We start from the raw sequence: 24,473 nt of genomic DNA, 5'->3' as shown, positions 1-24,473 counted from the left end.
CCTGACCCGCCACCCGAAGGAGTGAACCCCGGAGGGGAGTTGGCGGGCAAGTTCTTCCGACGCGCGCACACCCCTTGCGTGGCGGGCCGGTTGGACGTCTGCGGCGGGCGATGGCAGTATTCGCCGCCACGTCCGGCCGGAGCGCGCCATTCCAGCCCAAATCAGGCGTCTGACCTGCGCGGCTGCACCCATTCGGCAACCGATGCAACCCCTTCGCGAACCTTGTGAAGGCCTCGTGCAGACTGACCGAATGCGAACAGAGCTTGCTTCCGAGCCCGGCGAGCGGACGCGCCCCAACGAGGACTTCGCGAGCGTCGGACTTCCCGCCTCGGGACAGGGCGGCGCGCTGGTGGTCCTGGACGGTGTGACCCCGCCGCGGGGCGAGACGGGCTGTCTGCATTCCGTCCCCTGGTTCACCGCGCGGCTCGGCGGAGCACTGACCGAACTGACCGTTTCACTCCCGGATGTTCCCCTCGCCGACGCGCTGTCCCGCGCCCTCGCGCGTACCGCCGAGGCCCACGCCACGACTTGTGACCTTTCTCACCCGCGTACCCCACAGGCAACGGTGGTTCTGGCGCGGTGGTCGCCGGAGTCGGTGGAGTACCTGGTCCTGTCCGACTCGGCGCTGCTGGTGGAGTCGCCGGACGGCACGGTCACCCCCTACCTGGACGACCGCCTGTCCCGCCTCCCACGGGCGTCCCTGGCCACGGACGCGCTGATCGACGCACACATCCGCAACAAGGAGGGCGGCTTCTTCACGGCCGCCGCGGACCCGTCGGTGGCCGACCGGGCGGTCACGGGAGCGCTCGCCCGGCAGGAGGTGCGGGCGCTCGCGGCGCTGACGGACGGGGCGACGAGGTGGGTCGAGAAGTTCCGGGAGGGCGGCTGGGCGGACTGCTTCACCCTCGTACGCAAGGAAGGGGCGCAGGCCCTGGTGAACCGGGTCCGCGCACTGGAGTCGGCCGACGCGGAGGAGCGGGCGTATCTGGGACGGAGCAAGACGCATGACGACGCGACGGTCGTGTACGCGGAGCTGTGAGCGACGGGGCCGGTGAGCCAAGGGCCGCGTAAGCCAAGGGGCCGGTGAGACGGGCCTGGTGAGCCAAGGACCGCGTGAGCCAAGGGGCCGGTGAGACGGGCCTGGGGAGCCAGGGGCCGCGTGAGCCAAGGGCCGGGACGGTGACCGCCAGCGTGCAGGCCTCGGACGTCCCGACCGCGTGGGCCAAGGCCGCGTTAGCCACGGGCCCGGCGAGTACGGCCCCGGTGAGCCGGGGCCCGGTGGGCCAGGGTCCGCGTGAGCCACGGGCCCGATGTGGGCCAGGGCCGCGTGAGCCAGGGACCGTGCGAGCCGGGGGCCGTGTGAGTCCGGCCGGGTGAGCCAAGAGACCGGTGAGACAAGGACCGCCCGAGCCACAGGCCCGATGTGGGCCAGAGCCGCGTCAGCCAGGGACCATGCGAGCCGGGGGCCGTGTGAGTCCCAGGCCGCGTGAGCCAAGAGACCGGTGAGACAAGGACCGCCCGAGCCACAGGCCCGATGTGGGCCAGAGCCGCGTCAGCCAGGGACCGTGCGGGCCAGGGGCCGCGTGAGCTAGGAGCCATGTGAGTCATAGGCGGCGCAAGCCACGGGCCCGGCGAGTACGGCCCCGGTGAGCCGGGGCCCGGCGGGCCAGGGTCCGCGTGAGCCACAGGCCGCGCAAGCCACAGGCCCGATGTGGGCCAGAACCGCGTCAGCCAGGGGCCGCGTGAGCTAGGAGCCATGTGAGTCATGGGCGGCGCAAGCCACGGGCCCGGCGAGTATGGCCCCGGTGGGCCAGGGGCCGCGCGAGCCACAGGCCGCGCGATCTAGGAGCCACGTAAGTCATAGGCCGCGCGAGCCACGGGCCCGGAGGGCCGGGCGCCTCGTGAGCTAGGGGCCTCGTGAGCTAGGGGCCTCGTGAGCTAGGGGCCATGTGAGTCACAGGCCGCCTGAGCCAAAGGCCGCCTGAGTCAGAACCGCCTGAGTCACAGGCCCGGCGCGTACGGACCCAGTGAGTACGGACCCGGTGAGTCACGGACCCCGTGGGCCTACTTCTCCATCCCCCGGTTCAACTGGTTCAGCAACCGCGCCAGCTCCGCGACCTCGTGCCGGTCCCAGTGGGACAACTGCTCGACATACCGGCCCCGCCGGGCCTCGCGCACCTTCGCGACCCGCCCGCGGCCCTCCTCGGTGAGATGGACCAGCCACGCCCGCCCGTCGGCCGGGTCGGGCTCGCGCGCGACGAGGCCGAGGTCCTCCAGGGCCCGGAGCTGGCGCGACATGGTGGCCTTGCCGACCCCGATGTAGGCGGCGAGTTCGGTGGCCCGCTGGCGCCCGGATTCACCCAGCCGGACCAACAGCCCGTACGCCGCCGACTCCAGGTCCGGATGCACCTCGCGGGCCATCTCGCCCTGCTTGGCCCTGGCGCGCCGGAAGAGGACCGTCAACTCGCGTTCCAGGTCGAGGAATTCAGGCTGGTCCATGCCGCCATCGGGCACGCCTCCGGAGGGAGCGCTCCCGGACTCCACTCGCCCGTCCTCGCTGTTTCCGCCTTCGTGCACGTCAGCCCCTGCCTGGTAGGTCCCGGTCCTGAAAGTTTCCGCCAACCGCCGTCATCGCCGCAGCTCCGCCAGTATTTCGCAGGCTCAGACCAAAGGCAGCCTCCGGACCCCCTTCCACCTGCGCTTCTGCGCGCCTAGCTTCTCCATCGGAGCATGACTGGCATGCACACGCCACAGCCACGCTCCCCCAACGGCGGCCTCACCCCCGCGCGTTCCTCACCGAGCACCACCGAGCCTTCGGAGGCACGCTATGTCCGTGCACAGACCCGAACCGCTCCGCCCTCGGCGCCCGCACCTCGCCGGGCTCCTGCTCGCCGCGACCCTCTCCCTCCTCCTCGCCATCCACCCCTCTCCCGCGTCCGCGGAAGACGACCCCCCGTCCCCGGGCTCCGCCCACATGGGCATGGGCGTCGCGACCCACGACGGTGTCCACGGCGTCCCCGACGACGCCCTGGCCACCCAGACGGAAGGCGTGGACGTCTCCAGCCACCAGGGCAACGTCGCCTGGTCGACCCTGTGGAACAGCGGGGTGAAGTGGGCCTACGTGAAGGCCACCGAGGGGACGTACTACACGAACCCCTACTACGCCCAGCAGTACAGCGGCTCCTACGACGTCGGCATGATCCGCGGCGCCTACCACTTCGCGACCCCGGACACCACCAACGGAGCAACCCAGGCCAACTATTTCGTCGACCACGGCGGCGGCTGGTCCCGCGACGGCAAGACCCTGCCCGGCGTCCTGGACATCGAGTGGAACCCGTACGGCAACGCCTGCTACGGCAAGACCACGAGCCAGATGGTCACCTGGATCCGCGACTTCCTGACCCGGTACAAGACCCGGACCGGCCGCGACGCCGTCATCTACACCGCCACCAGCTGGTGGAAGCAGTGCACCGGCAACTACAGCGGCTTCGCCACCACCAACCCGCTGTGGGTCGCCCGGTACGCCGCGGAGGTGGGGGAACTGCCGGCGGGGTGGAGCTACTACACCATGTGGCAGTACACGTCCTCCGGACCGACCGTCGGCGACCACAACAGGTTCAACGGAGCACTGGACCGCGTCCGGGCTCTGGCGAACGGCTGACCCGTCGTCGGAGGACGTACCGCCGTACGGCGAGGGCCCGGGCCTCCCTCACGGGACCCGGGCCCTGCCTGTCCGGTCCCCGCGGGCGGAGCCCGCTACTGGACCACGTCGTCACGCCGCGACCGGAACCTCGCGGGCCGCGCCGTCGGTGGCCGGCGACAGGGCCAGTTCCAGGACCTGACGGACGTCGGTGACGGCGTGGACGTCGAGCTTGTCCAGCACCTCGGCGGGGACGTCGTCCAGGTCGGGCTCGTTGCGCTTGGGGATGACGACGGTCGTCACGCCCGCCCGGTGGGCCGCCAGCAGCTTCTGCTTGACGCCGCCGATGGGCAGGACCCGGCCGGTCAGCGAGACCTCGCCCGTCATCGCCACGTCCGTGCGGACCAGGCGGCCCGAGAGCAGCGACGCGAGGGCCGTCGTCATCGTGATGCCCGCGCTCGGGCCGTCCTTGGGCACCGCGCCCGCCGGGAAGTGGATGTGCACGCCCCGGTCCTTCAGGTCGGCGACCGGCAGTTCGAGTTCGGCGCCGTGGGAACGCAGGAAGGACAGGGCGATCTGCGCCGACTCCTTCATCACGTCACCCAGCTGGCCCGTCAGCGTCAGACCCGCCGCACCCGTCTCCGGGTCGGCCAGCGACGCCTCCACGAACAGGACGTCTCCGCCCGCTCCCGTGACCGCGAGGCCGGTGGCCACGCCGGGCACCGCCGTACGGCGCTCCGCCGGGTCCTGGGCGGACTCGGGCACGTGGTGCGGCCTGCCGATCAGGCCACGCAGGTCGCCGTCGCCGATCGTGAACGGCAGCTCCCGCTCGCCCAGTTCGTGCTGCGCCGCCACCTTGCGCAGCAGCCTCGCGATGGACCGCTCCAGGTTGCGCACGCCCGCCTCGCGCGTGTACTCACCGGCGAGCTTGCGCAGGGCGCCCTCGTCGATGGCGACCTCGTCGTCGTTCAGACCCGCCCGCTCCAGCTGGCGCGGGAGCAGGTGGTCACGGGCGATGACGACCTTCTCGTCCTCGGTGTAGCCGTCGAGGCGGACCAGTTCCATACGGTCGAGCAGGGCCTCGGGGATGGCCTCCAGGACGTTTGCGGTGGCCAGGAACACCACGTCCGACAGGTCCAGTTCGACCTCCAGGTAGTGGTCCCGGAAGGTGTGGTTCTGGGCCGGGTCCAGGACCTCCAGCAGGGCCGCCGCCGGGTCGCCCCGGAAGTCGGACCCCACCTTGTCGATCTCGTCGAGCAGGACCACCGGGTTCATCGACCCGGCCTCCTTGATGGCCCGCACGATCCGGCCCGGCAGCGCACCGACGTAGGTACGGCGGTGGCCGCGGATCTCGGCCTCGTCGCGGACACCGCCGAGGGCGACCCGGACGAACTTGCGGCCCATGGCGTGCGCGACGGACTCGCCGAGCGAGGTCTTGCCGACGCCGGGCGGGCCGACGAGGGCCAGGACGGCTCCGCCACGGCGGCCTCCCACGACGCCCAGCCCCCGGTCGCCGCGCCGCTTGCGCACCGCAAGGTACTCGGTGATCCGCTCCTTCACGTCCTCCAGACCGGCGTGCTCGGCGTCCAGCACGCCCTTCGCGCCCTGGATGTCGTAGGCGTCCTCGGTGCGCTCGTTCCACGGCAGTTCGAGGACGGTGTCGAGCCAGGTGCGGATCCACGACCCCTCGGGCGACTGGTCGCTGGACCGCTCCAGCTTGTCGACCTCCTTGAGCGCGGCCTCGCGGACCTTCTCGGGCAGGTCGGCGGCCTCCACGCGGGCGCGGTAGTCGTCGGACTCCTCGCCGTCCTTGTCGCCGTTCAGCTCGCGCAGTTCCTTGCGGACCGCCTCCAGCTGACGGCGCAGCAGGAACTCGCGCTGCTGCTTGTCGACGCCCTCCTGGACGTCCTTGGCGATGGTCTCGGCGACGTCCTGCTCGGCGAGGTGGTCGCGCAGTTGCTGGGTGGCGAGCTTGAGACGGGCGACCGGTTCGGCCGTCTCGAGGAGCTCCACCTTCTGCTCGGTGGTCAGGAACGGCGAGTAACCGGAGTTGTCGGCAAGGGCGGACACATCGTCGATGGCCTGCACCCGGTCCACGACCTGCCAGGCACCGCGCTTGCGCAGCCAGGCGGTGGCGAGGGCCTTGTACTCCTTCACCAGGTCGGTGACGTGTCCCGGCAGCGGCTCGGGCACGCTCTCGTCGACCCGCGCCCCCTCGACCCACAGTGCCGCACCCGGCCCGGTCGTCCCGGCGCCGATCCGCACGCGGCCGCGGCCGCGGATCAGGGCACCCGGGTCACCGTCGGCCAGCCGGCCGACCTGCTCGACGGTGCCGAGCACACCGGTGCTCGCGTACGTACCGTCAATACGGGGCACCAGCAACACCCGTGGCTTCCCCGGCTGCGACCGGGCGGCGGCCTGCGCGGCCTCCACCGCGGCGCGCACATCGGCGTCGTTCAGATCCAGCGGGACCACCATTCCGGGCAGCACGACCTCGTCGTCGAGCGGCAGCACAGGCAAGGTGAGCGGTGTGGACGTCGAAGCCATGATCTCCCCTTCGGCAGTCAAGTTGAGCTATGCCGACTCAATGCACGAGGGAGTGCGAATGTTCCCCGACCTCCGTTCGCTGTGAGCGATCACCACCCACACACGCTGTGACCTCGGGGTTTCGCGAATAACCGGTTGTACGGGCCCCGGCCCGTCCCCCACCGTTTCCCCGTGACAGACACAGAGCTCCTTCTCGCCGCCTACGACGACCAGATGCGCGGCGCGCCCCCTACACCGCCCGCCGGGGTGACGTACGAACAGGACGGCCCGCTGCTGCGGATCGTCGGGGGATTCCGGGGTCTGGTCAGCGGCCCGCGCTCCCTCGGCGTCCATGGCGCCGGACTCGACCGGCTCATCGCCCGGCAGCGCGACTTCTTCGCGGCGCGCGGCGAGGCGGTCGAGTGGAAGACGCGGTCCCACGACGACCCCGCCGACCTCACCGACCGCCTCCGCGCAGCGGGCTTCACACCCGAGGACGTGGAGACGGTCCTGGTCGGACGCGCCGCCGACATGGCCGTCACCGCGCCCGTCCTGCCGGCGGGCGTGACGCTGCGCCGGGTCACGGCGGACGCGGACATGCGCCGGATCGCCGCGATGGAGTCGGTGGTGTGGGGCCAGGACTGGAGCTGGCTCGCCGGCGATCTCATCGGCCGGGTCGCGTCCGCGCCGGACGAGATCTCCGTCCATGTCGCCGAGGCGGACGGCGAGGTCGTCTCGGCGGCCTGGCTGGTCTTCCGCGAGGGCACCGAGTTCGCGAGCCTGTGGGGCGGGTCGACGCTGGCCGAGTGGCGCGGCCGCGGCATCTACCGCGCGCTCGTCGCGACCCGCGCCGCCCTCGCCGTCGCGCGTGGTGTCACGTACCTGCACGTCGACGCCTCCGACGACAGCGCGCCGATCCTGCGGCGGCTGGGCTTCGAGGCGGTGACCACGACCACGCCGTACGTCTGGTCACCCGAGGGCGACTGACCCCGAGGCACGTCGGCGCCGCACCAAAGGCCACATCCCGACCCCGATGACCAGGGCGATCAGGTGCCCCCAGTTGGTCAGCGGATCCGTGAAGCCGATCAGGTCCTGGATCAGCATCCCGCCGAACAGCGCCAGCACCGGCCACCGCAGCCACGGCCGCAGCAGCCCGGCCAGCGCGCCGATGCTCGCCGCCACGCCGAAGCTGATGCCGTAGTCGAAGCGGTGCAGCGAGCTGGCGGGGAGATGCCCGACCAGCACCGCGAGCCCGACGGGGACCTCGGTCGCGAGGGTCGCCAGGACGTGCCCGGCCAGAAAGACGACGGCCGTGCGGGCACCGCCGATCCGCCGCTCCAGCGCGGTGAGCACGAGCAGGAAACAGAGCGTGTACGGCGTCACGATCCCGCCCGCGACCCACAGCGCGCTGGCCACCAGCACCAGCACGGGCGTCTGCACGAGGTGGGCGACATCGGTGCTGGAGCCCTGGTGCAGGGCGTGGACGAGGACGGGGTCGGCGTATGTGGCGACCAGGGAGGTGACGGCCAGTACGGCGGCGTAGGCGAGGGTGAACGGGGTGCCGGTGGGGGTGGGGAGGAGGTGCCAGGGACGGACGGCACGGGGTCGGGACGGTGCGGTGGCCTCGATGGTGACCGGCGCCGGGGGTGCCGAGGGCAGTGGCGCCCGGGCGCTCGTCGCAGGAGCGCTCTGTGGTCCGCGCTGCCGCGGCATCCCGTCCAGCAGCCCGGCGACATCGGGCAGGCCCGCCTCGCCGGAGTCCGGAACCGAGCCCGTCGCACCCTCAACCGCAGTCCGTTCCAAGGTGAGGCGCTCCTTCCGTTTCCCTCACCCTTCGCCCGCAGCCCGCCGGTGTCTGTGACCTGCGCCACTTACAAGCCGATTCTCAGGAACCTCTCAACCAACAACGTCCTGGTCCGCGTCAACCCTGAGTGGTAATTCGCTCGGCCGTCCCGGGCCCCGGCTGCCAGGATGGCCGGATGGCCACTTCGTACGACACCCCCGAGGTACTGGACCGTCGCGAGGGCCCGCACGGCGAGGTCGTGCTGCGGCGGCACGGCGAGTTGCTCCAGATCATCGCCAACGGCTGCTTCCTGATGGACACCTCCGACGGGCGTTCGGAGCGGCTGCTGGTCGACGCCGCGCTCGGCGCGCTGGACGGGCGGCCGGACCCTCATGTGCTGATCGGCGGGCTCGGCGTCGGGTTCTCGCTCGCACATGCCGCCGCCGATCCGCGCCCCGGACGGATCACCGTCGTCGAGCGTGAGAGCGCGATTATCGGCTGGCATCTTGACGGCCCCTTGTCGCGCTTCTCCGCCGGCGCCCTGGCCGACCCGCGCACCGAGATTCTGGAAACGGATCTCGTGCGGCACGTGCATGAGACTTCCGCCACGTATGACGCACTCTGTCTCGACATCGACAACGGGCCCGACTGGACCGTCACCGACGGCAACGACAGCCTCTACTCACCCGGCGGACTGGCAGGCTGTGCAGGGGCGTTGAGGCCGGGTGGGGTGCTTGCCATATGGTCCGCCCAACCCTCCCCGGAATTCGAAGAAACCTTGCGTAATGCCGGATTCCAACAGGTGCGTACCGAAGAGATCCCCGTTGCCCGGGGCGTTCCGGACGTCGTGCACCTCGCCGTCCGACCTGGATAGCCCTGGGACGGCGACTCCCCGTACTCTGCTTCTCTGACGCGGATCATTCAAGCGTCAATCGCAAGCATGAGCAGGCATGGCCAGTTAGCGGGATCACCCCCACGGATTCCGGAAAGCAACTTTGGGGCGGGCGATGGAGCAGACACACACCTCCCACAACGGCACGGCGGCAACCCCTGGCGCTCAGCGCCGGGTCCTCGTGGTCGAGGACGATCCGACCATCGTGGACGCCATCGCGGCCCGTCTGCGCGCCGAGGGGTTCCTCGTGCAGACCGCGGGTGACGGTCCGGCGGCCGTCGACACGGCGGAGGCCTGGCAGCCCGACCTGCTGATCCTCGACATCATGCTGCCGGGCTTCGACGGCCTGGAGGTCTGCCGCCGGGTGCAGGCCCAGCGGCCGGTACCGGTGATGATGCTGACCGCGCGCGACGACGAGACCGACATGCTGGTCGGCCTCGGCGTCGGCGCCGACGACTACATGACCAAGCCGTTCTCGATGCGGGAGCTGGCGGCACGCGTGCACGTACTGCTGCGCCGCGTCGAGCGGGCCGCGCTGGCCGCCACGACCCCGCGGTCGGGCATCCTGCGCCTCGGCGAGCTGGAGATCGACCACGCGCAGCGGCGGGTGCGGGTGCGCAGTGAGGATGTTCACCTCACGCCGACCGAGTTCGACCTCCTGGTGTGCCTGGCGAACACCCCGCGCGCGGTGCTCTCGCGCGAGCAGCTGCTCGCCGAGGTGTGGGACTGGGCGGACGCCTCCGGCACCCGGACCGTCGACAGCCACATCAAGGCGCTGCGCCGGAAGATCGGTGCCGAGCGCATCCGGACCGTGCACGGCGTGGGCTACGCCCTGGAGACGCCGACGCCATGAGCGACGGCCCGGCTCCGCGGAGAGGCCCCGGGGAGCCCTGGGGCGGCGTACGTCCGTTCTCGATCAAGACCAAGCTGGGCGCGCTGGTCGTCATCGCGGTGCTGATCACCACCGGGCTGTCGGTGAACGCGGTGCGGTACCAGACGGAGCTGCGCTTCATCATGGTCTTCTCGATGATCGCCACCCTGCTGGTCACCCAGTTCGTGGCCCACTCGCTGACGGCCCCGCTGGACGAGATGAACACCGTGGCCCGGTCCATCTCGCAGGGCGACTACACGCGCCGGGTGAAGGAGAACCGCCGGGACGAGCTGGGCGACCTGGCCGAGACCATCAACCTGATGGCCGACGAGCTGGAGGCCCAGGACCAGCAGCGCAAGGAGCTGGTGGCGAACGTCTCGCACGAGCTGCGCACCCCGATCGCGGGCCTGCGGGCCGTCCTGGAGAACGTGGTCGACGGCATCGCCGAGGCCGACCCCGAGACGATGCGCACGGCGCTGAAGCAGACCGAGCGGCTCGGCCGGCTCGTGGAGACGCTGCTGGACCTGTCCCGCCTGGACAACGGCGTCGTGCCGCTGCGGCTGCGGCGCTTCGAGGTCTGGCCGTACCTGTCCGGCGTACTGAAGGAGGCCAACATGGTCGCCTCCGCGCGCCGGGGCATGGCGTCGGGCTCCGGCAGCCACACCCGTACGGACGTCCATCTGCACCTCGACGTCTCCCCGCCCGAGCTGACCGCGCACGCCGACCCCGAGCGTCTCCACCAGGTCGTCGCCAACCTCATCGACAACGCGATCAAGCACAGCCCGGCGCACGGCCGCGTGACGGTCAAGGCGCGGCGCGGGGCGTATCCGGAGTCGCTGGAGCTGGAGGTCCTGGACGAGGGGCCGGGCATCCCGAAGTCGGAGTGGCACAAGGTCTTCGAGCGCTTCAACCGGGGCGCCGTCCGCCGTCCGCACGGCCCGGGCAGCGACGGCGGTACGGGCCTTGGGCTGGCGATCGCGCGCTGGGCCGTCGATCTGCACGGGGGCCACATCGGCGTGGCCGAATCCGATCGAGGCTGCCGGATTCTTGTCACACTGCCGGGGCAGCCATCCGTGCCAAGTTGACGTAAAGTTCGAAGCGGAGCCACAAGATCCACGGCTGTCCCGGCAGACGGACACGTGTGATCAGGTCCAGGCCTGCGCTTTCGTCGCGCCAGGCCGTGCTCGCGCCTTCCCATCTGAAGCGGAACCACACTTGTTTCCCGCCATTTCCAGGCCCGAAACACACTTTCCGATGTGACTTACGCGACGATGACCTTGCCCGGCCTCACCTTCCCGGCCATGGAGGCGTAGCCTTTATTCCCGCTGTCCATAACCTTGTGAAGCGGAAGAGGGCGGTTGCCGCCGTGTCGCCACAGTCCCCCAGTAACTCGAGCATCTCGACCGACGCCGACCAAGCGGGCAAGAACCCCGCTGCCGCGTTCGGCCCGAACGAGTGGCTCGTCGACGAGATCTATCAGCAGTACCTCCAGGACCCCAATTCGGTGGACCGTGCCTGGTGGGACTTCTTCGCCGACTACAAGCCGGGCGTTGGCGCCGCGGCTCCGGCGGGTACTGCGGCCGCGGGGGCCGCAGCCACCACCACCGCTCCGGCCGCTCCCGCCGCCCCGGCTGCTCCGTCGGTCCCGGCGCCGGCCCCGGCCGCCCCGAAGCCCGCGGCCGCCGCACCCGCCGCCGCGGCTCCGGCTCCGGCTGCGAAGCCCGCCGCCCCCGCCCCGGCCGCGAAGCCCGCTCAGCCGAAGAAGGCCGAGCCCGCCGCTGCCGCCGACGGCCCCGAGCTGGTCACGCTGCGCGGCCCCGCCGCCGCGGTCGCGAAGAACATGAACGCCTCGCTGGAGGTGCCCACGGCCACGTCCGTGCGCGCGGTCCCGGTGAAGCTGCTCTTCGACAACCGCATCGTCATCAACAACCACCTCAAGCGCGCCCGGGGCGGGAAGATCTCCTTCACGCACCTGATCGGCTACGCGATGGTGCAGGCCATCAAGGCCATGCCATCGATGAACTACTCCTTCGCGGAGAAGGACGGCAAGCCGACCCTGGTCAAGCCGGAGCACATCAACTTCGGCCTCGCCATCGACCTGGTCAAGCCCAACGGCGAACGCCAGCTCGTGGTCGCGGGCATCAAGAAGGCCGAGACCCTGAACTTCTTCGAGTTCTGGCAGGCCTACGAGGACATCGTCCGCCGCGCCCGCGACGGCAAGCTGGGCATGGACGACTTCACCGGCGTGACGGTCTCCCTGACCAACCCCGGTGGCCTCGGCACCGTCCACTCGGTCCCGCGTCTGATGCCCGGCCAGTCGGTGATCATGGGCGTCGGCTCCATGGACTACCCGGCGGAGTTCCAGGGCACCTCCCAGGACACCCTGAACAAGCTCGGCATCTCGAAGGTCATGACGCTCACGTCGACCTACGACCACCGGGTCATCCAGGGCGCCGCCTCCGGCGAGTTCCTGCGGATCGTCGCGAACTTCCTCCTCGGCGAGGGCAACTTCTACGACGAGATCTTCGAGGCGCTGCGCATCCCCTACGAGCCGGTCCGCTGGCTCAAGGACATCGACGCGTCGCACGACGACGACGTCACCAAGGCCGCGCGCGTCTTCGAGCTGATCCACTCCTACCGGGTCCGCGGCCACGTCATGGCCGACACCGACCCGCTGGAGTACCGCCAGCGCAAGCACCCCGACCTGGACATCACCGAGCACGGCCTCACCCTGTGGGACCTCGAGCGCGAGTTCGCGGTCGGCGGCTTCTCCGGCAAGTCCCTGATGAAGCTGCGCGACATCCTCGGCGTGCTGCGCGACTCGTACTGCCGCACCACCGGCATCGAGTTCATGCACATCCAGGACCCGAAGCAGCGCAAGTGGATCCAGGACCGCATCGAGCGCGGGCACACCAAGCCCGAGCGTGAGGAGCAGCTGCGCATCCTGCGCCGGCTGAACGCGGCGGAGGCCTTCGAGACCTTCCTGCAGACCAAGTACGTCGGCCAGAAGCGCTTCTCGCTGGAGGGCGGCGAGTCCGTCATCCCGCTGCTCGACGCCGTGCTGGACTCGGCCGCCGAGTCCCGCCTGGACGAGGTCGTCATCGGCATGGCCCACCGCGGCCGCCTGAACGTCCTCGCCAACATCGTCGGCAAGTCGTACGCCCAGATCTTCCGCGAGTTCGAGGGCAACCTCGACCCGAAGTCGATGCACGGCTCCGGCGACGTGAAGTACCACCTGGGCGCCGAGGGCACCTTCACCGGCCTGGACGGCGAGCAGATCAAGGTCTCGCTCACCGCCAACCCCTCGCACCTGGAGGCGGTGGACCCGGTCCTGGAGGGCGTCGCCCGCGCCAAGCAGGACATCATCAACAAGGGCGGCACGGACTTCACGGTCCTGCCGGTGGCCCTGCACGGCGACGCGGCCTTCGCGGGCCAGGGCGTGGTGGCCGAGACCCTGAACATGTCGCAGCTGCGGGGCTACCGCACCGGCGGCACGGTCCACGTGGTCATCAACAACCAGGTCGGCTTCACGGCGGCGCCGGAGTCCTCGCGCTCGTCGATGTACGCCACCGACGTGGCCCGCATGATCGAGGCCCCGATCTTCCACGTGAACGGCGACGACCCCGAGGCGGTCGTCCGCGTTGCCCGCCTGGCCTTCGAGTTCCGCCAGGCGTTCAACAAGGACGTCGTGATCGACCTCATCTGCTACCGCCGCCGCGGTCACAACGAGTCGGACAACCCGGCCTTCACCCAGCCGCTGATGTACGACCTGATCGACAAGAAGCGCTCGGTGCGCAAGCTCTACACCGAGTCCCTCATCGGTCGCGGCGACATCACCCTGGAAGAGGCCGAGCAGGCGCTGCAGGACTACCAGGGCCAGCTGGAGAAGGTCTTCACGGAGGTCCGCGAGGCCACCTCGCAGCCGGCCGCCGTGGAGCCCTCGGACCCGCAGGCCGAGTTCCCGGTCGCCGTCAACACGGCGGTGACCACGGAGACCGTCAAGCGGATCGCCGAGTCCCAGGTCAACATCCCCGACCACATCACCGTCCACCCGCGTCTGCTGCCGCAGCTGCAGCGCCGGGCGTCGATGGTCGAGGACGGCACCATCGACTGGGGCATGGGCGAGACCCTCGCGATCGGCTCCCTGCTGCTGGAGGGCGTCCCGGTCCGGCTGGCCGGCCAGGACTCGCAGCGCGGTACGTTCGGCCAGCGTCACGCGGTGATCATCGACCGCGAGACGGGCGAGGAGTACACGCCGCTGCAGTACCTCTCCGAGGACCAGGCGCGGCTGAACGTCTACAACTCCCTGCTGTCCGAGTACGCGGCCATGGGCTTCGAGTACGGCTACTCGCTGGCCCGCCCCGACGCGCTCGTGATGTGGGAGGCGCAGTTCGGCGACTTCGTCAACGGCGCCCAGACGGTCGTGGACGAGTTCATCTCGTCGGCCGAGCAGAAGTGGGCCCAGACCTCCGGCGTCGTCCTGCTCCTGCCGCACGGCTACGAGGGCCAGGGCCCGGACCACTCCTCGGCCCGCCCGGAGCGGTTCCTGCAGCTGTGCGCGCAGAACAACATGACGGTCGCGATGCCGACGTCCCCGGCGAACTACTTCCACCTCCTGCGGTGGCAGTCGCACAACCCGCACCACAAGCCGCTGGTCGTCTTCACCCCGAAGTCGATGCTGCGTCTGAAGGCCGCGGCCTCGAAGGCGGAGGAGTTCACGAGCGGCCAGTTCCAGCCGGTCATCGGCGATGCGTCGGTCGACCCGGCCGCGGTCAAGAAGGTCGTCTTCTGCGCCGGCAAGGTCTACTACGACATCGAGGCCGAGCGGAAGAAGCGCGGCATCACGGACACGGCGATCATCCGCATCGAGCGCCTGTACCCGCTGCCGGGTGCCGAGCTCCAGGCGGAGATCGCCAAGTACCCGAACGCCGAGAAGTACCTGTGGGCCCAGGAGGAGCCGGCGAACCAGGGTGCGTGGCCGTTCATCGCGCTCAACCTGATCGACCACCTGGACCTGGCGGTCGGCGCCGAGGTCCCGCACGGCGAGCGTCTGCGGCGGATCTCCCGTCCGCACGGCTCGTCCCCGGCCGTCGGTTCCGCCAAGCGGCACCAGGCCGAGCAGGAGCAGCTGGTGCGTGAGGTGTTCGAGGCCTGAGCCCTCGAACGGGTCTGATCGAGAAGGCCCGGTTCCGAGTCCACACGACTCGGAACCGGGCCTTCCGGCGTTCGCGGCCGACTAACCCACCACCTCCGCCAGCCGCACCAGCGACCGCACAGTGGAGCGCACTTCGAGCAGATACTTCGTCGCGGTGAACCGCTGCGGAGCCATCCCCGCCACCGCCCCCGGCTGGTTGCCGACGGTGTCCACCTCCACCCCGAACGGCAGCTTCAGCATCCGTACGGCGGCCGCGTGCTGGGCCGGCACATAGATGGACGTGGTCACCAGCAGCAGCCGCTCCCCCGGCCGCAGCGCGGCGACGTGCTCGGCGAAGAACGCATAGCTGTCCGGCGTGTCCGCACGACGCCGCTCCGGCTCGCTGGAGGGCGCGGCGACTACCTGCACGGGCGTCCCGTCGGCCGTACGGTAGTGGCGCACCCCCCAGGTCCCGCCCGGGAGTTCGGACTGCGCGCCCTCGACGGACTCCGGCGCACCGAGCCCGAAGGCCGTGCGCGTGCCGAAGTCCATAGCCTCGTACTCCTCGGCGAGTTCGGGCGCCCCCGCCCGGGCGGCGAGCTCGAACTCGTTGCCGACGAAGGGCCGGTGGCCGCCGAGGGCGGTCACCGAACCGGCCCTCACCTGGCCGCTGCGGATCAGATGGGCGGCGTGCGCCGTGCGCACCAGGCAGGCGCGGACGAGCCCGCCGAGCATGAGGACGTGGTCGTAGCGGTCGTACCGGAGCCGTGTTCCGCCGCACATGCCGAGCGCCTCGGCCGCCGCCGTCACCAGCTCCTCCTGGTCCGGCCGCATCGGCAGTTCGTCGGCCTGGTTGCGCTCCCGGCCCCGGCGGGTGTCCCACCGGTCGGTGAAGGCGTCGAGCCGGGCCAGGCGCTCGGCCACATCGCCCTTCTCGGCGGCGAGGTCGCGGGCCAGTTCATGGTCCTGCCCGCTGGTGGAGAACGCCTCGACCAGGGCGTGCACCGGCACGGATGCCAGCCAGCCGTCGATGTCCCCGGCCGGGTCAAGCCCCGTTCCGACAAGGGGTGCTTGCTCGAAGCGCGTGCCCATGACGATCCGTCTCCGTAGAGGTGGACGACCTCTCGCCGTCCAAGTGTTCCACGGGCCGGACGGGTGCCTCGCACGCACGGCGCGGGCCCGGCACGCACGCGTGGCGAGCAGGACTTATCCTCACTGCATGTACTTCACCGACCGAGGCATCGAAGAACTGGAGAAGCGGCGCGGCGAGGAGGAGATCACCTTCGAGTGGCTGGCCGAGCAGCTGCGCACCTTCGTCGACCTGAACCCGGACTTCGAGGTACCGGTGGAGCGGCTGGCGACCTGGCTGGCCCGGCTGGACGACGAGGACGACGACGTGTAGGAGCTCGGCCGGCCCCCGTGGGGTAGGTCGTTCTCGGGGCGCCCCGGTGTGGGGCGCCCTTTTGTTCGTACGACGGCGGCTTCGTACGACGGCTGCTTCGTATGGCGGCCGTTTCGCACGGCGACCTGTACGGCCGTCAGTCCAGCGGCCGCACCGCGCTGTACGCCAGCCCCAGCGCGCCGTGGGCCAGCAGCACCGCGCCCGCGACGATCCAGCCACCGCTGCGGCGTCGTAGACCCCAGGCCGTGAGCGGCAGACCGGCCGCCACCTGGGCGAGGGCGAGCGCGCGGGCCTTGGGGCCGCCCGCCCAGGGCAGCCAGGGGCCGAGGCGGCCGCCCTCGACGGCGTCGAGTTCCGCGCGGAAGGCGTCGCGCCAGCCCGACCACTCGATCCGCACGTGCGGCTGGTCGTGGACCGCCTCGTGGAGGCTCTCGGCGCTTTCGCCGGGGTTGAGACCGGGCGGCAGGGACACGCCCGCGCGCGTGAGGACCGCGATGAGTCCACGCATGCGTGCCCGCGCGTCGGCCGCGCTGTCGGGGCGCGTCAGCTCGTCGAGGGACTGCATGTCGAGAACCGGATCGAGGCCGAGCCGGCCGGTGAAGGTGCGCATGGCCTCGTCCTCGCCGGCCGGGGTGCCGTTGGTGAGCCACACGTACCCGACAGGGCGGCGGAAGCCGGAGGCGAGGGTGAAACCGGCACGGTCGGCGTCCCACCAGAGCGCGAGGACGGGCCAGGGATGGGCGACGGCGAGGGCGGTGGCCCAGCCGGTGAGGACGCGGTCGACCGGTTCGACGCCCTCCTGCCAGGGTCTGCCCTCGGGAACGAGCACGCTCCACTCCGCGCCGGCCGCCGCGAGGAGCATGTGCTCGCGCAGCAGCTGGGCGGCGGAGGCGACGGACTCGGGCTCCGCGCGGCAGAGCAGCAGGGCGCCCGGGGCGGGTCGGGCCTGGCGGGCGGTCCTGGACTCTTCCGACGGCATGACAACACGCTAGGCCGGTTTGTCCGCCTCGCGTGATTTGTGATCACCAGAACGAGTGCCTTGACTTTCCTTGGCCGCGATATATCGTGTTTGACAGAAGACGCGATATGGCGTGTCGTGTTCAGGTCCGGCCCGTGCGGCCGTGTCCGGTCGCCCAGGAGGTCCGCGCATGTCCGAGTGGTCCGTAGCCGAGCCCAGGAAGCTCACCTTCGACGAGCCGGTGAGCGAGCTCCAGGTGCGCATCGTCAACGGAACGGTGAACGTCGTGGGGACGGACGAAGGTTCCGCCCGCCTGGAGGTCTCCGAGATCGAGGGCCCGCCCCTGGTGGTGACCCAGCAGGACGGCACGCTGACGGTGGCCTACGAGGACCTGCCCTGGAAGGGCTTCCTCAAGTGGCTCGACCGCAAGGGCTGGCGGCGCAGCGCGGTGGTCTCCCTGGCGGTGCCGGCCGAGACCCGGGTCGAGGTGGGTGTGGTCGGTGCCGGGGCGGTGGTCTCCGGGCTCCACGGCCCGTCGGTCGTCAAGGGCGTCACCGGTGACACGACGCTCGTGGGCCTGTCGGGCCCGGTCCGCGCCGACACCGTCTCCGGGAATCTGGAGGCCCAGGCCGTCACCGGCGACCTGCGCTTCAACTCCGTCTCCGGTGACCTCACGGTCGTCGAGGGATCCGGTTCCTCGGTGAAGGCCGACTCCGTGAGCGGCTCCATGATCGTCGACCTCGACCCGGACGGCCCGACCGACATCCGCCTGACCAGCGTCTCCGGCGAGATCGCCATCCGCCTGCCGGCCCCGGCCGACGCCGACGTCGAGGCCAACACCGCGAGCGGCACGATCTCCAACGCCTTCGAGGGCCTGCGGGTGCACGGCCAGTGGGGGGCCCACAAGATCACCGGCCGTCTCGGCGCCGGCACCGGCAAGCTCCGCGCGACGACGGTCACCGGCTCGATCGCCCTGCTGCGCCGCCCACCGAAGGAGGACGAGCCGTGGGAGGCGGAGGCCTGGGAGGAGCCCGAGCCGGCCACGGACTCCACGACCGACCCGGTGAACAGCACACCGCACAGTTCGGGGGACAATTCCGTCTCCGGCCAGAGCGATGACCCGACAGACGCCCCGACCAACGCCCCGGCCGACGGCACGACCGACAAGAAGGTGCTCTGACATGCCCCCCGTCTTCGCCCATGGCCGCCTCCGCCTCTACCTGCTGAAGCTGCTGGACGAGGCCCCGCGCCACGGCTACGAGGTGATTCGCCTCCTCGAAGAGCGCTTCCAGGGGCTGTACGCGCCGTCGGCCGGCACCGTGTACCCCCGGCTGGCCAAGCTGGAGGCCGAGGGCCTGGTGACCCACACCACCGAGGGCGGCCGCAAGGTGTACGCCATCACGGACGCCGGCCGCGCGGAACTAGCTGACCGCAGCGGCGAGTTGGCCGACCTGGAGCTGGAGATCAGGGAGTCGGTCGCCGAGCTCGCCGCCGAGATCCGGGCCGATGTCCGCGGCGCGGCAGGTGACCTGCGACGCGAGATGCGCGCGGCGGCGACCGAGGCCCGCCAGGGGAACGGCACCAAGGCGGACACACCCTTCGGCGACTTCTCGGACTACACCGACAAGGAGGCGTGGCGCGCCGCCAAGGAGGAGATGCGCCGCGCCAAGCAGGAGTGGAAGGAACAGGCCCGCCGCGCCAAGGACGAGAGCCGCCGTGCCCGCGAGGAGGCACAGCGCGCGCGGCGCCAGGCCAAGGAGGCCCAGGACCACGCCCGGGCCCAGGCCCAGGAGGAGGTCCAGCGCATCGCCCGCCGGGTCCAGGAGCACGTACAGGACCACTTCGCCCGCGGCGACTGGCCGACGGGAGTGCGGGAGGGCCTGACGGAACTGGCCAAGGAGTTCGGCGACTTCGGCAAGGACTTCGGGAAGGAGTTCGGCAGGGACTTCGGATTCGGCCGCCAGGGCTCCGCCAAGTCGGCGCAGCAGCGCCCCGACTACTCCGAGACCCCGGAGGACTTCCCCGCCGACTACGAACCCGCCTGGGCCCACGAGGCCCCCAGCGGCGACCCCGCCCGCGACCTGGACCGCCTGCTCGACCGCTTCCGCGACGACATCCGCGACGCGGCCAGGGATCACGGCGTGACGGCGGACCAACTCCGCGACGCACGCCGCCACTTGTCGACGGCGGCGGCCCACATCGGGGCGCTACTGCGCACGCCGAGGCCCTGACGTCGGCCTCCTGGGCAGTACGGCCACCACCTCGGCCGACTGCCCAGGTCCCGCCCGGACGGCATGTCCACCGCCGGACCGGCCCCCGGCGACCGCACCGCCTCTCGCTCCCGCCCCCCAACCGCCCCGGCGTCAACCGGCCTTGGCCTCTCCCCCGCCGTACAGCACCCGAGTCACGGACTCGTACGTCACCCCGCGATCGGCGAGAACCTCGGCGGGCACCCCGGGCCGGCCGGTGAGGGCCAGCAGGATGTGCTCGTCACCGATGTGCCGGTCCCGTCGGGCAGTGGCCACGCGCAGCGCCCGTACCAGCACGTCCTTGGCGCCCCGGCTGAACGGACGGTGCCCCGACCACCCCCTCCTGCCCTTCCGGTCCCCGGACATCGCCCCGACACCGTGCACTTCCTCGACCCGGGCGACGATCTCCCCCACATCGATCCCCAACCCGGCCAACGCCTCGGCCTCGGCCTGCGACAGCCCGCCCCGGCGCCGAGCCTCGCCCAACGCCGTCCGCGCGGACTCCAGCCACTGGCCGCCTCCGAGCACGGCGAGCGCGAACGAGGCCCGGCTCCCCTCCCGATCGAGCAGGGCCAGCAGCAGGTGCTCGGCATCGACGGCCTGCGCCCCACCCCTCTCGGCATGCTCGACGGCACCCGTCACCACCGCACGGGCATCCTTCGTGAACCGCTCGAACATCAACGCCTCCCGTACTTCTTGTGCACGGCCTGCCTGCTGACCCCGAGTTCCGCGGCGATCTCCTGCCAGGACCACCCCTGATTGCGCGCACTGCGCACCTGCACGGCTTCCAGCTGCTCCAGCAACCGGCGCAGGGCGGCAACGGCCCGCAGTCCCACCCGCGGATCGCGATCACCCGCCCGCTCGGCGAGGTCTGTTGCTTCGGTCATGATGTCAACTTACGTTGACACGCGCCCGACGTCAACCGCAATTGACAAGCAGAACGGCGGGCCCGAGGCGAAGAGCCTCGAACCCGCCGCAAGGACCGGCAGCGCAACCGTCAGTTGGTCAGCACGATCTTCCCGAACTGCTCCCCCGACTCCATCCGCTCGAAGCCCTCACGGGCCCGGTCCAGGGGAAGCACCTCGTCGATCACGGGCCGCACACCCGTGGCAGCGCAGAAGGAGAGCAGATCCTCCAGCTCGTCCTTGGTGCCCATGGTCGACCCGACGACCTTCAGCTCCAGGAAGAAGATCCGCGTGAGCTCGGCGTGCGAGGGCCGGTCCCCACTGGTGGCACCGGAAATGACAAGAGTGCCCCCCGGCTTCAGCGACTTGACGGAATGCGACCACGTGGCGGCACCGACCGTCTCGATCACGGCATCGACCCGCTGCGGCAGCCGGGCCCCCGACTCCAGGGCCTCCACGGCCCCCAATTCCACGGCACGCTTGCGCTTGGCCTCGTCCCGGCTGGTGGCGAAGACCCGCAGACCCGCGGCCTTGCCGAGCGCGATGGCAGCCGTGGCGACCCCACCGCCGGCCCCCTGCACGAGCACCGAGTCCCCGGGCCGCACCCCCGCGTTGGTGAACAGCATCCGGTACGCCGTCAGCCAGGCGGTCGGCAGACAGGCGGCCTCCTCGAAGGAGAGCTCCTTGGGCTTGGGCAGGATGTTCCAGGTCGGCACGGCCACCTGCTCCGCGAACGTGCCCTGGTACCGCTCGGTCAGTATGGACCGCGGCTCCTTGGGCCCCACCCCGTGCCCGCTCTGTCCGATCACGGAGTGCAGGACGACCTCGTTGCCGTCCTCGTCGACGCCCGCGGCATCACACCCGAGGATCATCGGCAACTTGTCCTCCGCGAGACCCACACCCCGCAGCGACCACAGGTCGTGATGGTTGAGGGAGGCGGCCTTCACGGTGACGGCACTCCAACCGGGACGGACCTCGGGAGCCGGCCGCTCCCCCAACTCCAGTCCGGAAAGCGGCTGGTCACGGTCGATTCGGGCGGCGTAGGCAGCGAACATGACGTTGACGATAGGCGGCACCGCCGACCGACGGAACCACGGCGACCTGTGAGACACGCCCTCTTGCCACCCGCCCCCGCCTCCCCTCCCCCGCCGAACCACCCGAACGGCCCATCCCCGGCAAAAGAACCGGCCCCCAGGACAAAAGCCCTGCCCCCAGGCAAAAGAACGGCCCCGTCCATCCGGACGGGGCCGTTCAACCGACACTCACGTCAGCGCCGGGCAACGCCTTCCGCGCGAGCAGCAGCCGCAACCGCCGCGGTGACCGCGGGGGCCACGCGCTCGTCGAACGGCGACGGAATCACGTAGTCCGCGGCGAGGTCGTCGCCCACCACGGCCGCCAGCGCCTCCGCCGCGGCGATCTTCATGCCCTCGGTGATCCGAGAGGCCCGCACCTGCAGCGCCCCGGCGAAGATCCCCGGGAACGCCAGCACGTTGTTGATCTGGTTCGGGAAGTCCGACCGCCCGGTGGCGACGACCGCCGCGTACTTGTGCGCGACGTCGGGGTGCACCTCGGGGTTCGGGTTGGCCATGGCGAACACGAACGCGCCCTCGGCCATGGAGGCCACCGCCTCCTCCGGCACCGTACCGCCGGACACGCCGATGAAGACGTCCGCACCGTCCAGAGCCGTCTCCAGCGACCCGGTGATACCCGCCTTGTTCGTGAACCCGGCGAGCTCCCGCTTGACCGAGGTGAGGTCCTCCCGGTCGGCCGACACGACGCCCTTGCGGTCGGCGACGGCCACGTCCCCGATACCGGCCTCGACCAGCATCTTCGCGATGGCGACACCGGCCGCGCCGGCACCCGAGATGACGGCCCGCAGATCCCCGATGGACCGCCCGCTCAGCCGCGCCGCGTTCCGCAGGGCCGCCAGCGTCACGATCGCCGTGCCGTGCTGGTCGTCATGGAAGATGGGAATGTCGACGCGCTCCTGGAGCTTGCGCTCGATCTCGAAGCACCGCGGCGCCGAGATGTCCTCCAGGTTGACGCCGCCGAAGGACGGGGCGAGGCGCACCACCGTCTCGACGATCTCGTCGACGTCCGTGCAGTCGAGGGCGATCGGGACCGCGTCCACGCCGCCGAACTGCTTGAACAGAATCGCCTTGCCTTCCATCACGGGAAGGGAGGCCTCCGGACCGATGTCCCCGAGCCCGAGCACCGCCGTGCCGTCGGTGACCACGGCCACGACGGACGACTTCCACGTGTAATCGTGGACGAGCTCCGGCTGCTCGGCGATCGCGGTGCACACGCGCGCGACGCCGGGGGTGTACGCGAGGGACAGGTCGTCCTTGTCACGGACCGGCACGGTGGCCTGCACGGCCATCTTGCCGCCGCGGTGCAGCGCGAACGCCGGATCAAAGGAATCGACGGGCTCGACCTCGCCGTCCTGATCCGTATTGCTGTCGCTGCGAGGATTGACGATCTCCGCTGCCACTTTGTTTTACCCCTTAAATCTTCATTGGTTGAGGGTGACCACTCCTGGTGAGGGGTGGGCGGGACCACGCATGCCCGATCTGTTGATGCGTACGGGTCATACGCGACGGCGCGCCGCACACGCGCCCTGAGCCCCGGATGAGGGGTGTAAAGAACCTTCTTACCGGACGGACCGCGCCGACGACGAGTCCAATACGTGCAAGATCACACGACGGGAAGGGAAACACCGCGGCGCAGGGACACGAATCAGACACGACCCGACGACGACACCGGTGTGATTCGTGACCAAATAAGCGGACAATCGACACCAGAAACCGCGAAGAACAACTGTCGGCAACAAACCCCACGCACGGCCGGTCCACATCCCGAGATATACCGAAGATCTTCCGGCCGGAAGGACAGATTCCCGCAGAAGGTGCGGTCAGGATGTACCGACCTGCGGCGGTTCGGGGGTAACCCGTTATCCGATTTTGACATGACGGGCGCCCTGAATGCCTCAGTCCGAATGGCAAGATGCCGTAATCACACGAGGTCGCGACACTCGAAGGCGTGTGCTCTCGTCGACCTAGGAAACAAAGGCCCTGCCGACCCCATCGACAGGCGCCCGCCCCATCGGCAACTCCACCCATCCGCCGGAGGAACCCACCATGACCGCACGCTCCACCCGTCGTACGACCGCCACACGCTCCCGGTTGGCAGCGGTCGGCTCGATCGCGGTCGCAGGCGCCCTGATTCTCACCGGCTGCGGTGACCAGACCAAGGACAGCGGCTCGGACAGCACGGACACCGCGACGAGCGCGGCGCCGCTCGCCGACAAGCTGCCCAAGGAGATCCGCGACAAGGGCGTCATCAAGGTCGGCTCGGACATCGCGTACGCGCCGGTCGAGTTCAAGGACAGCGCCGGCAAGACGGTCGGCATCGACCCCGACCTCGCGGCCGCCATGGGCAAGCAGCTCGGTGTCACGTTCGAGTTCGAGAACGGCACCTTCGACAGCCTGATCACCGGTCTGCGCTCGGACCGGTACGACATCGCCATGTCCGCGATGACCGACACGAAGGACCGCCAGGAGGGCATCGACTCCGAGACCGGCAAGAAGGTCGGTGAGGGCGTCGACTTCGTCGACTACTTCACGGCCGGTGTCTCGATCTACACCCAGAAGGGCAAGAACACCGACATCAAGACCTGGTCGGACCTGTGCGGCAAGAAGATCGTCGTGCAGCGCGGCACGGTCTCCGAGGACCTTGCCAAGGCCGAGGCCAAGAAGTGCACCGGCGGCAAGACGATCTCCATCGAGGCGTTCGACAACGACCAGCAGGCCCAGACCCGCCTGCGCGCGGGCGGCGCGGACGCCGGATCCTCCGACTTCCCGGTCGCCGCGTACGCCGTGAAGACCTCCGGCGGCGGCAACGACTTCCAGCTCGTCGGCGAGCAGGTCGAGGCCGCTCCCTACGGCATCGCGGTCGCCAAGAACGACACCCAGCTGCGGGACGCCCTGAAGGCCGCCCTGGACGCGATCATCGCCAGCGGCGAGTACGACAAGGTCATCAAGAAGTGGGGCGTCGAGGACGGCGCGGTGAAGGAAGCCACCATCAACGGCGGCAAGTGACCGCACCAGAACAGCG

At 70.6% G+C, this 24,473-nt stretch carries 20 protein-coding genes; 11 read left to right on the top strand and 9 right to left on the bottom strand.

The features are described from left to right. Positions 1-250 precede the first annotated feature (250 nt). Entirely contained in the window at positions 251-1,039 is a 789-nt protein-coding gene (locus EJ357_RS31275; protein ID WP_126395035.1) for a protein phosphatase 2C domain-containing protein, read from the top strand. Positions 1,040-2,064: 1,025 nt separating this feature from the next. Here the strand turns inward: EJ357_RS31275 and EJ357_RS31270 are convergent. Next, positions 2,065-2,577: a MarR family winged helix-turn-helix transcriptional regulator gene (locus EJ357_RS31270; RefSeq protein WP_126395034.1), complete on the bottom strand. Its 513-nt coding sequence runs from the start codon at positions 2,575-2,577 to the stop codon at positions 2,065-2,067. Positions 2,578-2,827: 250 nt separating this feature from the next. Between EJ357_RS31270 and EJ357_RS31265 the strand changes: the two genes are divergently transcribed. Beyond that, a complete protein-coding gene (locus tag EJ357_RS31265; protein WP_126395033.1) occupies positions 2,828-3,661 on the top strand; it encodes a lysozyme in 834 nt (277 codons plus the stop codon). A 111-nt stretch (positions 3,662-3,772) separates the two neighbouring features. On the opposite strand, the gene lon is transcribed toward EJ357_RS31265, so the two are convergent. Further along, complete coding sequence (gene lon, locus EJ357_RS31260; protein WP_126395032.1) at positions 3,773-6,187, bottom strand: endopeptidase La; 2,415 nt, start codon at positions 6,185-6,187, stop codon at positions 3,773-3,775. 171 nt (positions 6,188-6,358) lie between these two features. On the opposite strand from lon, the gene EJ357_RS31255 reads away from it, so the two are divergent. Continuing rightward, a complete protein-coding gene (locus EJ357_RS31255) occupies positions 6,359-7,153 on the top strand; it encodes a GNAT family N-acetyltransferase (protein ID WP_126395031.1) in 795 nt (264 codons plus the stop codon). On the opposite strand, the gene EJ357_RS31250 is transcribed toward EJ357_RS31255, so the two are convergent. Next, the gene (locus tag EJ357_RS31250; RefSeq protein ID WP_126395030.1) at positions 7,136-7,969 is read right to left on the bottom strand and encodes a rhomboid-like protein; all 834 of its coding nucleotides are present in this window, start codon (positions 7,967-7,969) and stop codon (positions 7,136-7,138) included. The two genes, EJ357_RS31255 and EJ357_RS31250, sit on opposite strands and share 18 nt — an antisense overlap. 176 nt (positions 7,970-8,145) lie before the next feature. Here EJ357_RS31250 and EJ357_RS31245 point away from each other — a divergent pair, with 176 nt between their 5' ends. The 4 genes from EJ357_RS31245 to EJ357_RS31230 all read left to right on the top strand — a co-directional run bounded on the left by EJ357_RS31245 (position 8,146) and on the right by EJ357_RS31230 (position 14,867). Next, positions 8,146-8,823, top strand: a complete 678-nt coding sequence (locus EJ357_RS31245) for a spermidine synthase family protein (protein WP_126395029.1) — start codon at positions 8,146-8,148, stop codon at positions 8,821-8,823. Positions 8,824-8,956: 133 nt separating this feature from the next. Next, on the top strand, positions 8,957-9,694 hold the full coding sequence (locus EJ357_RS31240) for a response regulator transcription factor (protein ID WP_030956984.1): 738 nt from the start codon (positions 8,957-8,959) through the stop codon (positions 9,692-9,694). After that, entirely contained in the window at positions 9,691-10,797 is a 1,107-nt protein-coding gene (locus tag EJ357_RS31235) for a HAMP domain-containing sensor histidine kinase (RefSeq protein WP_126395028.1), read from the top strand. The genes EJ357_RS31240 and EJ357_RS31235 overlap by 4 nt, the downstream gene beginning before the upstream one ends. Positions 10,798-11,078: 281 nt before the next feature. Then, a complete protein-coding gene (locus EJ357_RS31230; RefSeq protein ID WP_126395027.1) occupies positions 11,079-14,867 on the top strand; it encodes a multifunctional oxoglutarate decarboxylase/oxoglutarate dehydrogenase thiamine pyrophosphate-binding subunit/dihydrolipoyllysine-residue succinyltransferase subunit in 3,789 nt (1,262 codons plus the stop codon). Positions 14,868-14,948: 81 nt separating this feature from the next. Here EJ357_RS31230 and EJ357_RS31225 read toward each other — a convergent pair whose 3' ends face one another. Continuing rightward, positions 14,949-15,938: a hypothetical protein gene (locus EJ357_RS31225; protein ID WP_126395026.1), complete on the bottom strand. Its 990-nt coding sequence runs from the start codon at positions 15,936-15,938 to the stop codon at positions 14,949-14,951. Positions 15,939-16,065: 127 nt separating this feature from the next. Here EJ357_RS31225 and EJ357_RS31220 point away from each other — a divergent pair, with 127 nt between their 5' ends. Then, a complete protein-coding gene (locus EJ357_RS31220) occupies positions 16,066-16,248 on the top strand; it encodes a DUF6104 family protein (RefSeq protein WP_003997970.1) in 183 nt (60 codons plus the stop codon). 136 nt (positions 16,249-16,384) lie between these two features. Here the strand turns inward: EJ357_RS31220 and EJ357_RS31215 are convergent, their stop codons facing one another. After that, on the bottom strand, positions 16,385-17,227 hold the full coding sequence (locus EJ357_RS31215) for a hypothetical protein (RefSeq protein WP_126395025.1): 843 nt from the start codon (positions 17,225-17,227) through the stop codon (positions 16,385-16,387). 169 nt (positions 17,228-17,396) lie between these two features. Here EJ357_RS31215 and EJ357_RS31210 point away from each other — a divergent pair, with 169 nt between their 5' ends. Both EJ357_RS31210 and EJ357_RS31205 read left to right on the top strand, forming a co-directional pair. After that, positions 17,397-18,386, top strand: a complete 990-nt coding sequence (locus EJ357_RS31210; RefSeq protein WP_126395024.1) for a DUF4097 family beta strand repeat-containing protein — start codon at positions 17,397-17,399, stop codon at positions 18,384-18,386. Between the two features lies 1 nt (position 18,387). Next, on the top strand, positions 18,388-19,437 hold the full coding sequence (locus tag EJ357_RS31205) for a PadR family transcriptional regulator (protein ID WP_126395023.1): 1,050 nt from the start codon (positions 18,388-18,390) through the stop codon (positions 19,435-19,437). Between the two features lie 132 nt (positions 19,438-19,569). Here the strand turns inward: EJ357_RS31205 and EJ357_RS31200 are convergent, their stop codons facing one another. From EJ357_RS31200 to EJ357_RS31185, 4 genes are all read right to left on the bottom strand, one after another. Then, entirely contained in the window at positions 19,570-20,133 is a 564-nt protein-coding gene (locus EJ357_RS31200) for a Clp protease N-terminal domain-containing protein (RefSeq protein WP_126395022.1), read from the bottom strand. After that, complete coding sequence (locus EJ357_RS31195; RefSeq protein WP_003997975.1) at positions 20,133-20,342, bottom strand: helix-turn-helix domain-containing protein; 210 nt, start codon at positions 20,340-20,342, stop codon at positions 20,133-20,135. Before EJ357_RS31195 ends, EJ357_RS31200 begins: the two co-directional genes overlap by 1 nt. 110 nt (positions 20,343-20,452) lie before the next feature. Then, complete coding sequence (locus tag EJ357_RS31190; protein ID WP_126395021.1) at positions 20,453-21,415, bottom strand: zinc-binding dehydrogenase; 963 nt, start codon at positions 21,413-21,415, stop codon at positions 20,453-20,455. Between the two features lie 212 nt (positions 21,416-21,627). Then, on the bottom strand, positions 21,628-22,851 hold the full coding sequence (locus EJ357_RS31185; protein ID WP_126395020.1) for an NAD(P)-dependent malic enzyme: 1,224 nt from the start codon (positions 22,849-22,851) through the stop codon (positions 21,628-21,630). A gap of 646 nt (positions 22,852-23,497) precedes the next feature. Between EJ357_RS31185 and EJ357_RS31175 the strand changes: the two genes are divergently transcribed. After that, positions 23,498-24,457 (top strand): ABC transporter substrate-binding protein, encoded by a 960-nt coding sequence (locus tag EJ357_RS31175; RefSeq protein WP_126395019.1) that lies wholly within the window; start codon positions 23,498-23,500, stop codon positions 24,455-24,457. Positions 24,458-24,473 lie beyond the last annotated feature (16 nt).

It is taken from the genome of Streptomyces cyaneochromogenes (assembly GCF_003963535.1).
Taxonomy (GTDB): Bacteria; Actinomycetota; Actinomycetes; order Streptomycetales; family Streptomycetaceae; genus Streptomyces; species Streptomyces shaanxiensis.
Note: the sequence above shows the minus strand (reverse complement) of the source record. Positions and strands in the feature narration are given on the sequence as shown.

Excerpts from the sequence above, each read along its gene's own strand:
- EJ357_RS31275 (WP_126395035.1), top strand. The coding sequence starts at position 251 with ATGCGAACAGAGCTTGCTTCCGAGCCCGGCGAGCGGACGCGCCCCAAC.
- EJ357_RS31265 (WP_126395033.1), top strand. The coding sequence starts at position 2,828 with ATGTCCGTGCACAGACCCGAACCGCTCCGCCCTCGGCGCCCGCACCTC.
- lon (WP_126395032.1), bottom strand. The coding sequence starts at position 6,187 with ATGGCTTCGACGTCCACACCGCTCACCTTGCCTGTGCTGCCGCTCGAC.
- EJ357_RS31245 (WP_126395029.1), top strand. The coding sequence starts at position 8,146 with ATGGCCACTTCGTACGACACCCCCGAGGTACTGGACCGTCGCGAGGGC.
- EJ357_RS31240 (WP_030956984.1), top strand. The coding sequence starts at position 8,957 with ATGGAGCAGACACACACCTCCCACAACGGCACGGCGGCAACCCCTGGC.
- EJ357_RS31235 (WP_126395028.1), top strand. The coding sequence starts at position 9,691 with ATGAGCGACGGCCCGGCTCCGCGGAGAGGCCCCGGGGAGCCCTGGGGC.
- EJ357_RS31225 (WP_126395026.1), bottom strand. The coding sequence starts at position 15,938 with ATGGGCACGCGCTTCGAGCAAGCACCCCTTGTCGGAACGGGGCTTGAC.
- EJ357_RS31220 (WP_003997970.1), top strand. The coding sequence starts at position 16,066 with ATGTACTTCACCGACCGAGGCATCGAAGAACTGGAGAAGCGGCGCGGC.
- EJ357_RS31215 (WP_126395025.1), bottom strand. The coding sequence starts at position 17,227 with ATGCCGTCGGAAGAGTCCAGGACCGCCCGCCAGGCCCGACCCGCCCCG.
- EJ357_RS31210 (WP_126395024.1), top strand. The coding sequence starts at position 17,397 with ATGTCCGAGTGGTCCGTAGCCGAGCCCAGGAAGCTCACCTTCGACGAG.
- EJ357_RS31205 (WP_126395023.1), top strand. The coding sequence starts at position 18,388 with ATGCCCCCCGTCTTCGCCCATGGCCGCCTCCGCCTCTACCTGCTGAAG.
- EJ357_RS31200 (WP_126395022.1), bottom strand. The coding sequence starts at position 20,133 with ATGTTCGAGCGGTTCACGAAGGATGCCCGTGCGGTGGTGACGGGTGCC.
- EJ357_RS31195 (WP_003997975.1), bottom strand. The coding sequence starts at position 20,342 with ATGACCGAAGCAACAGACCTCGCCGAGCGGGCGGGTGATCGCGATCCG.
- EJ357_RS31190 (WP_126395021.1), bottom strand. The coding sequence starts at position 21,415 with ATGTTCGCTGCCTACGCCGCCCGAATCGACCGTGACCAGCCGCTTTCC.
- EJ357_RS31175 (WP_126395019.1), top strand. The coding sequence starts at position 23,498 with ATGACCGCACGCTCCACCCGTCGTACGACCGCCACACGCTCCCGGTTG.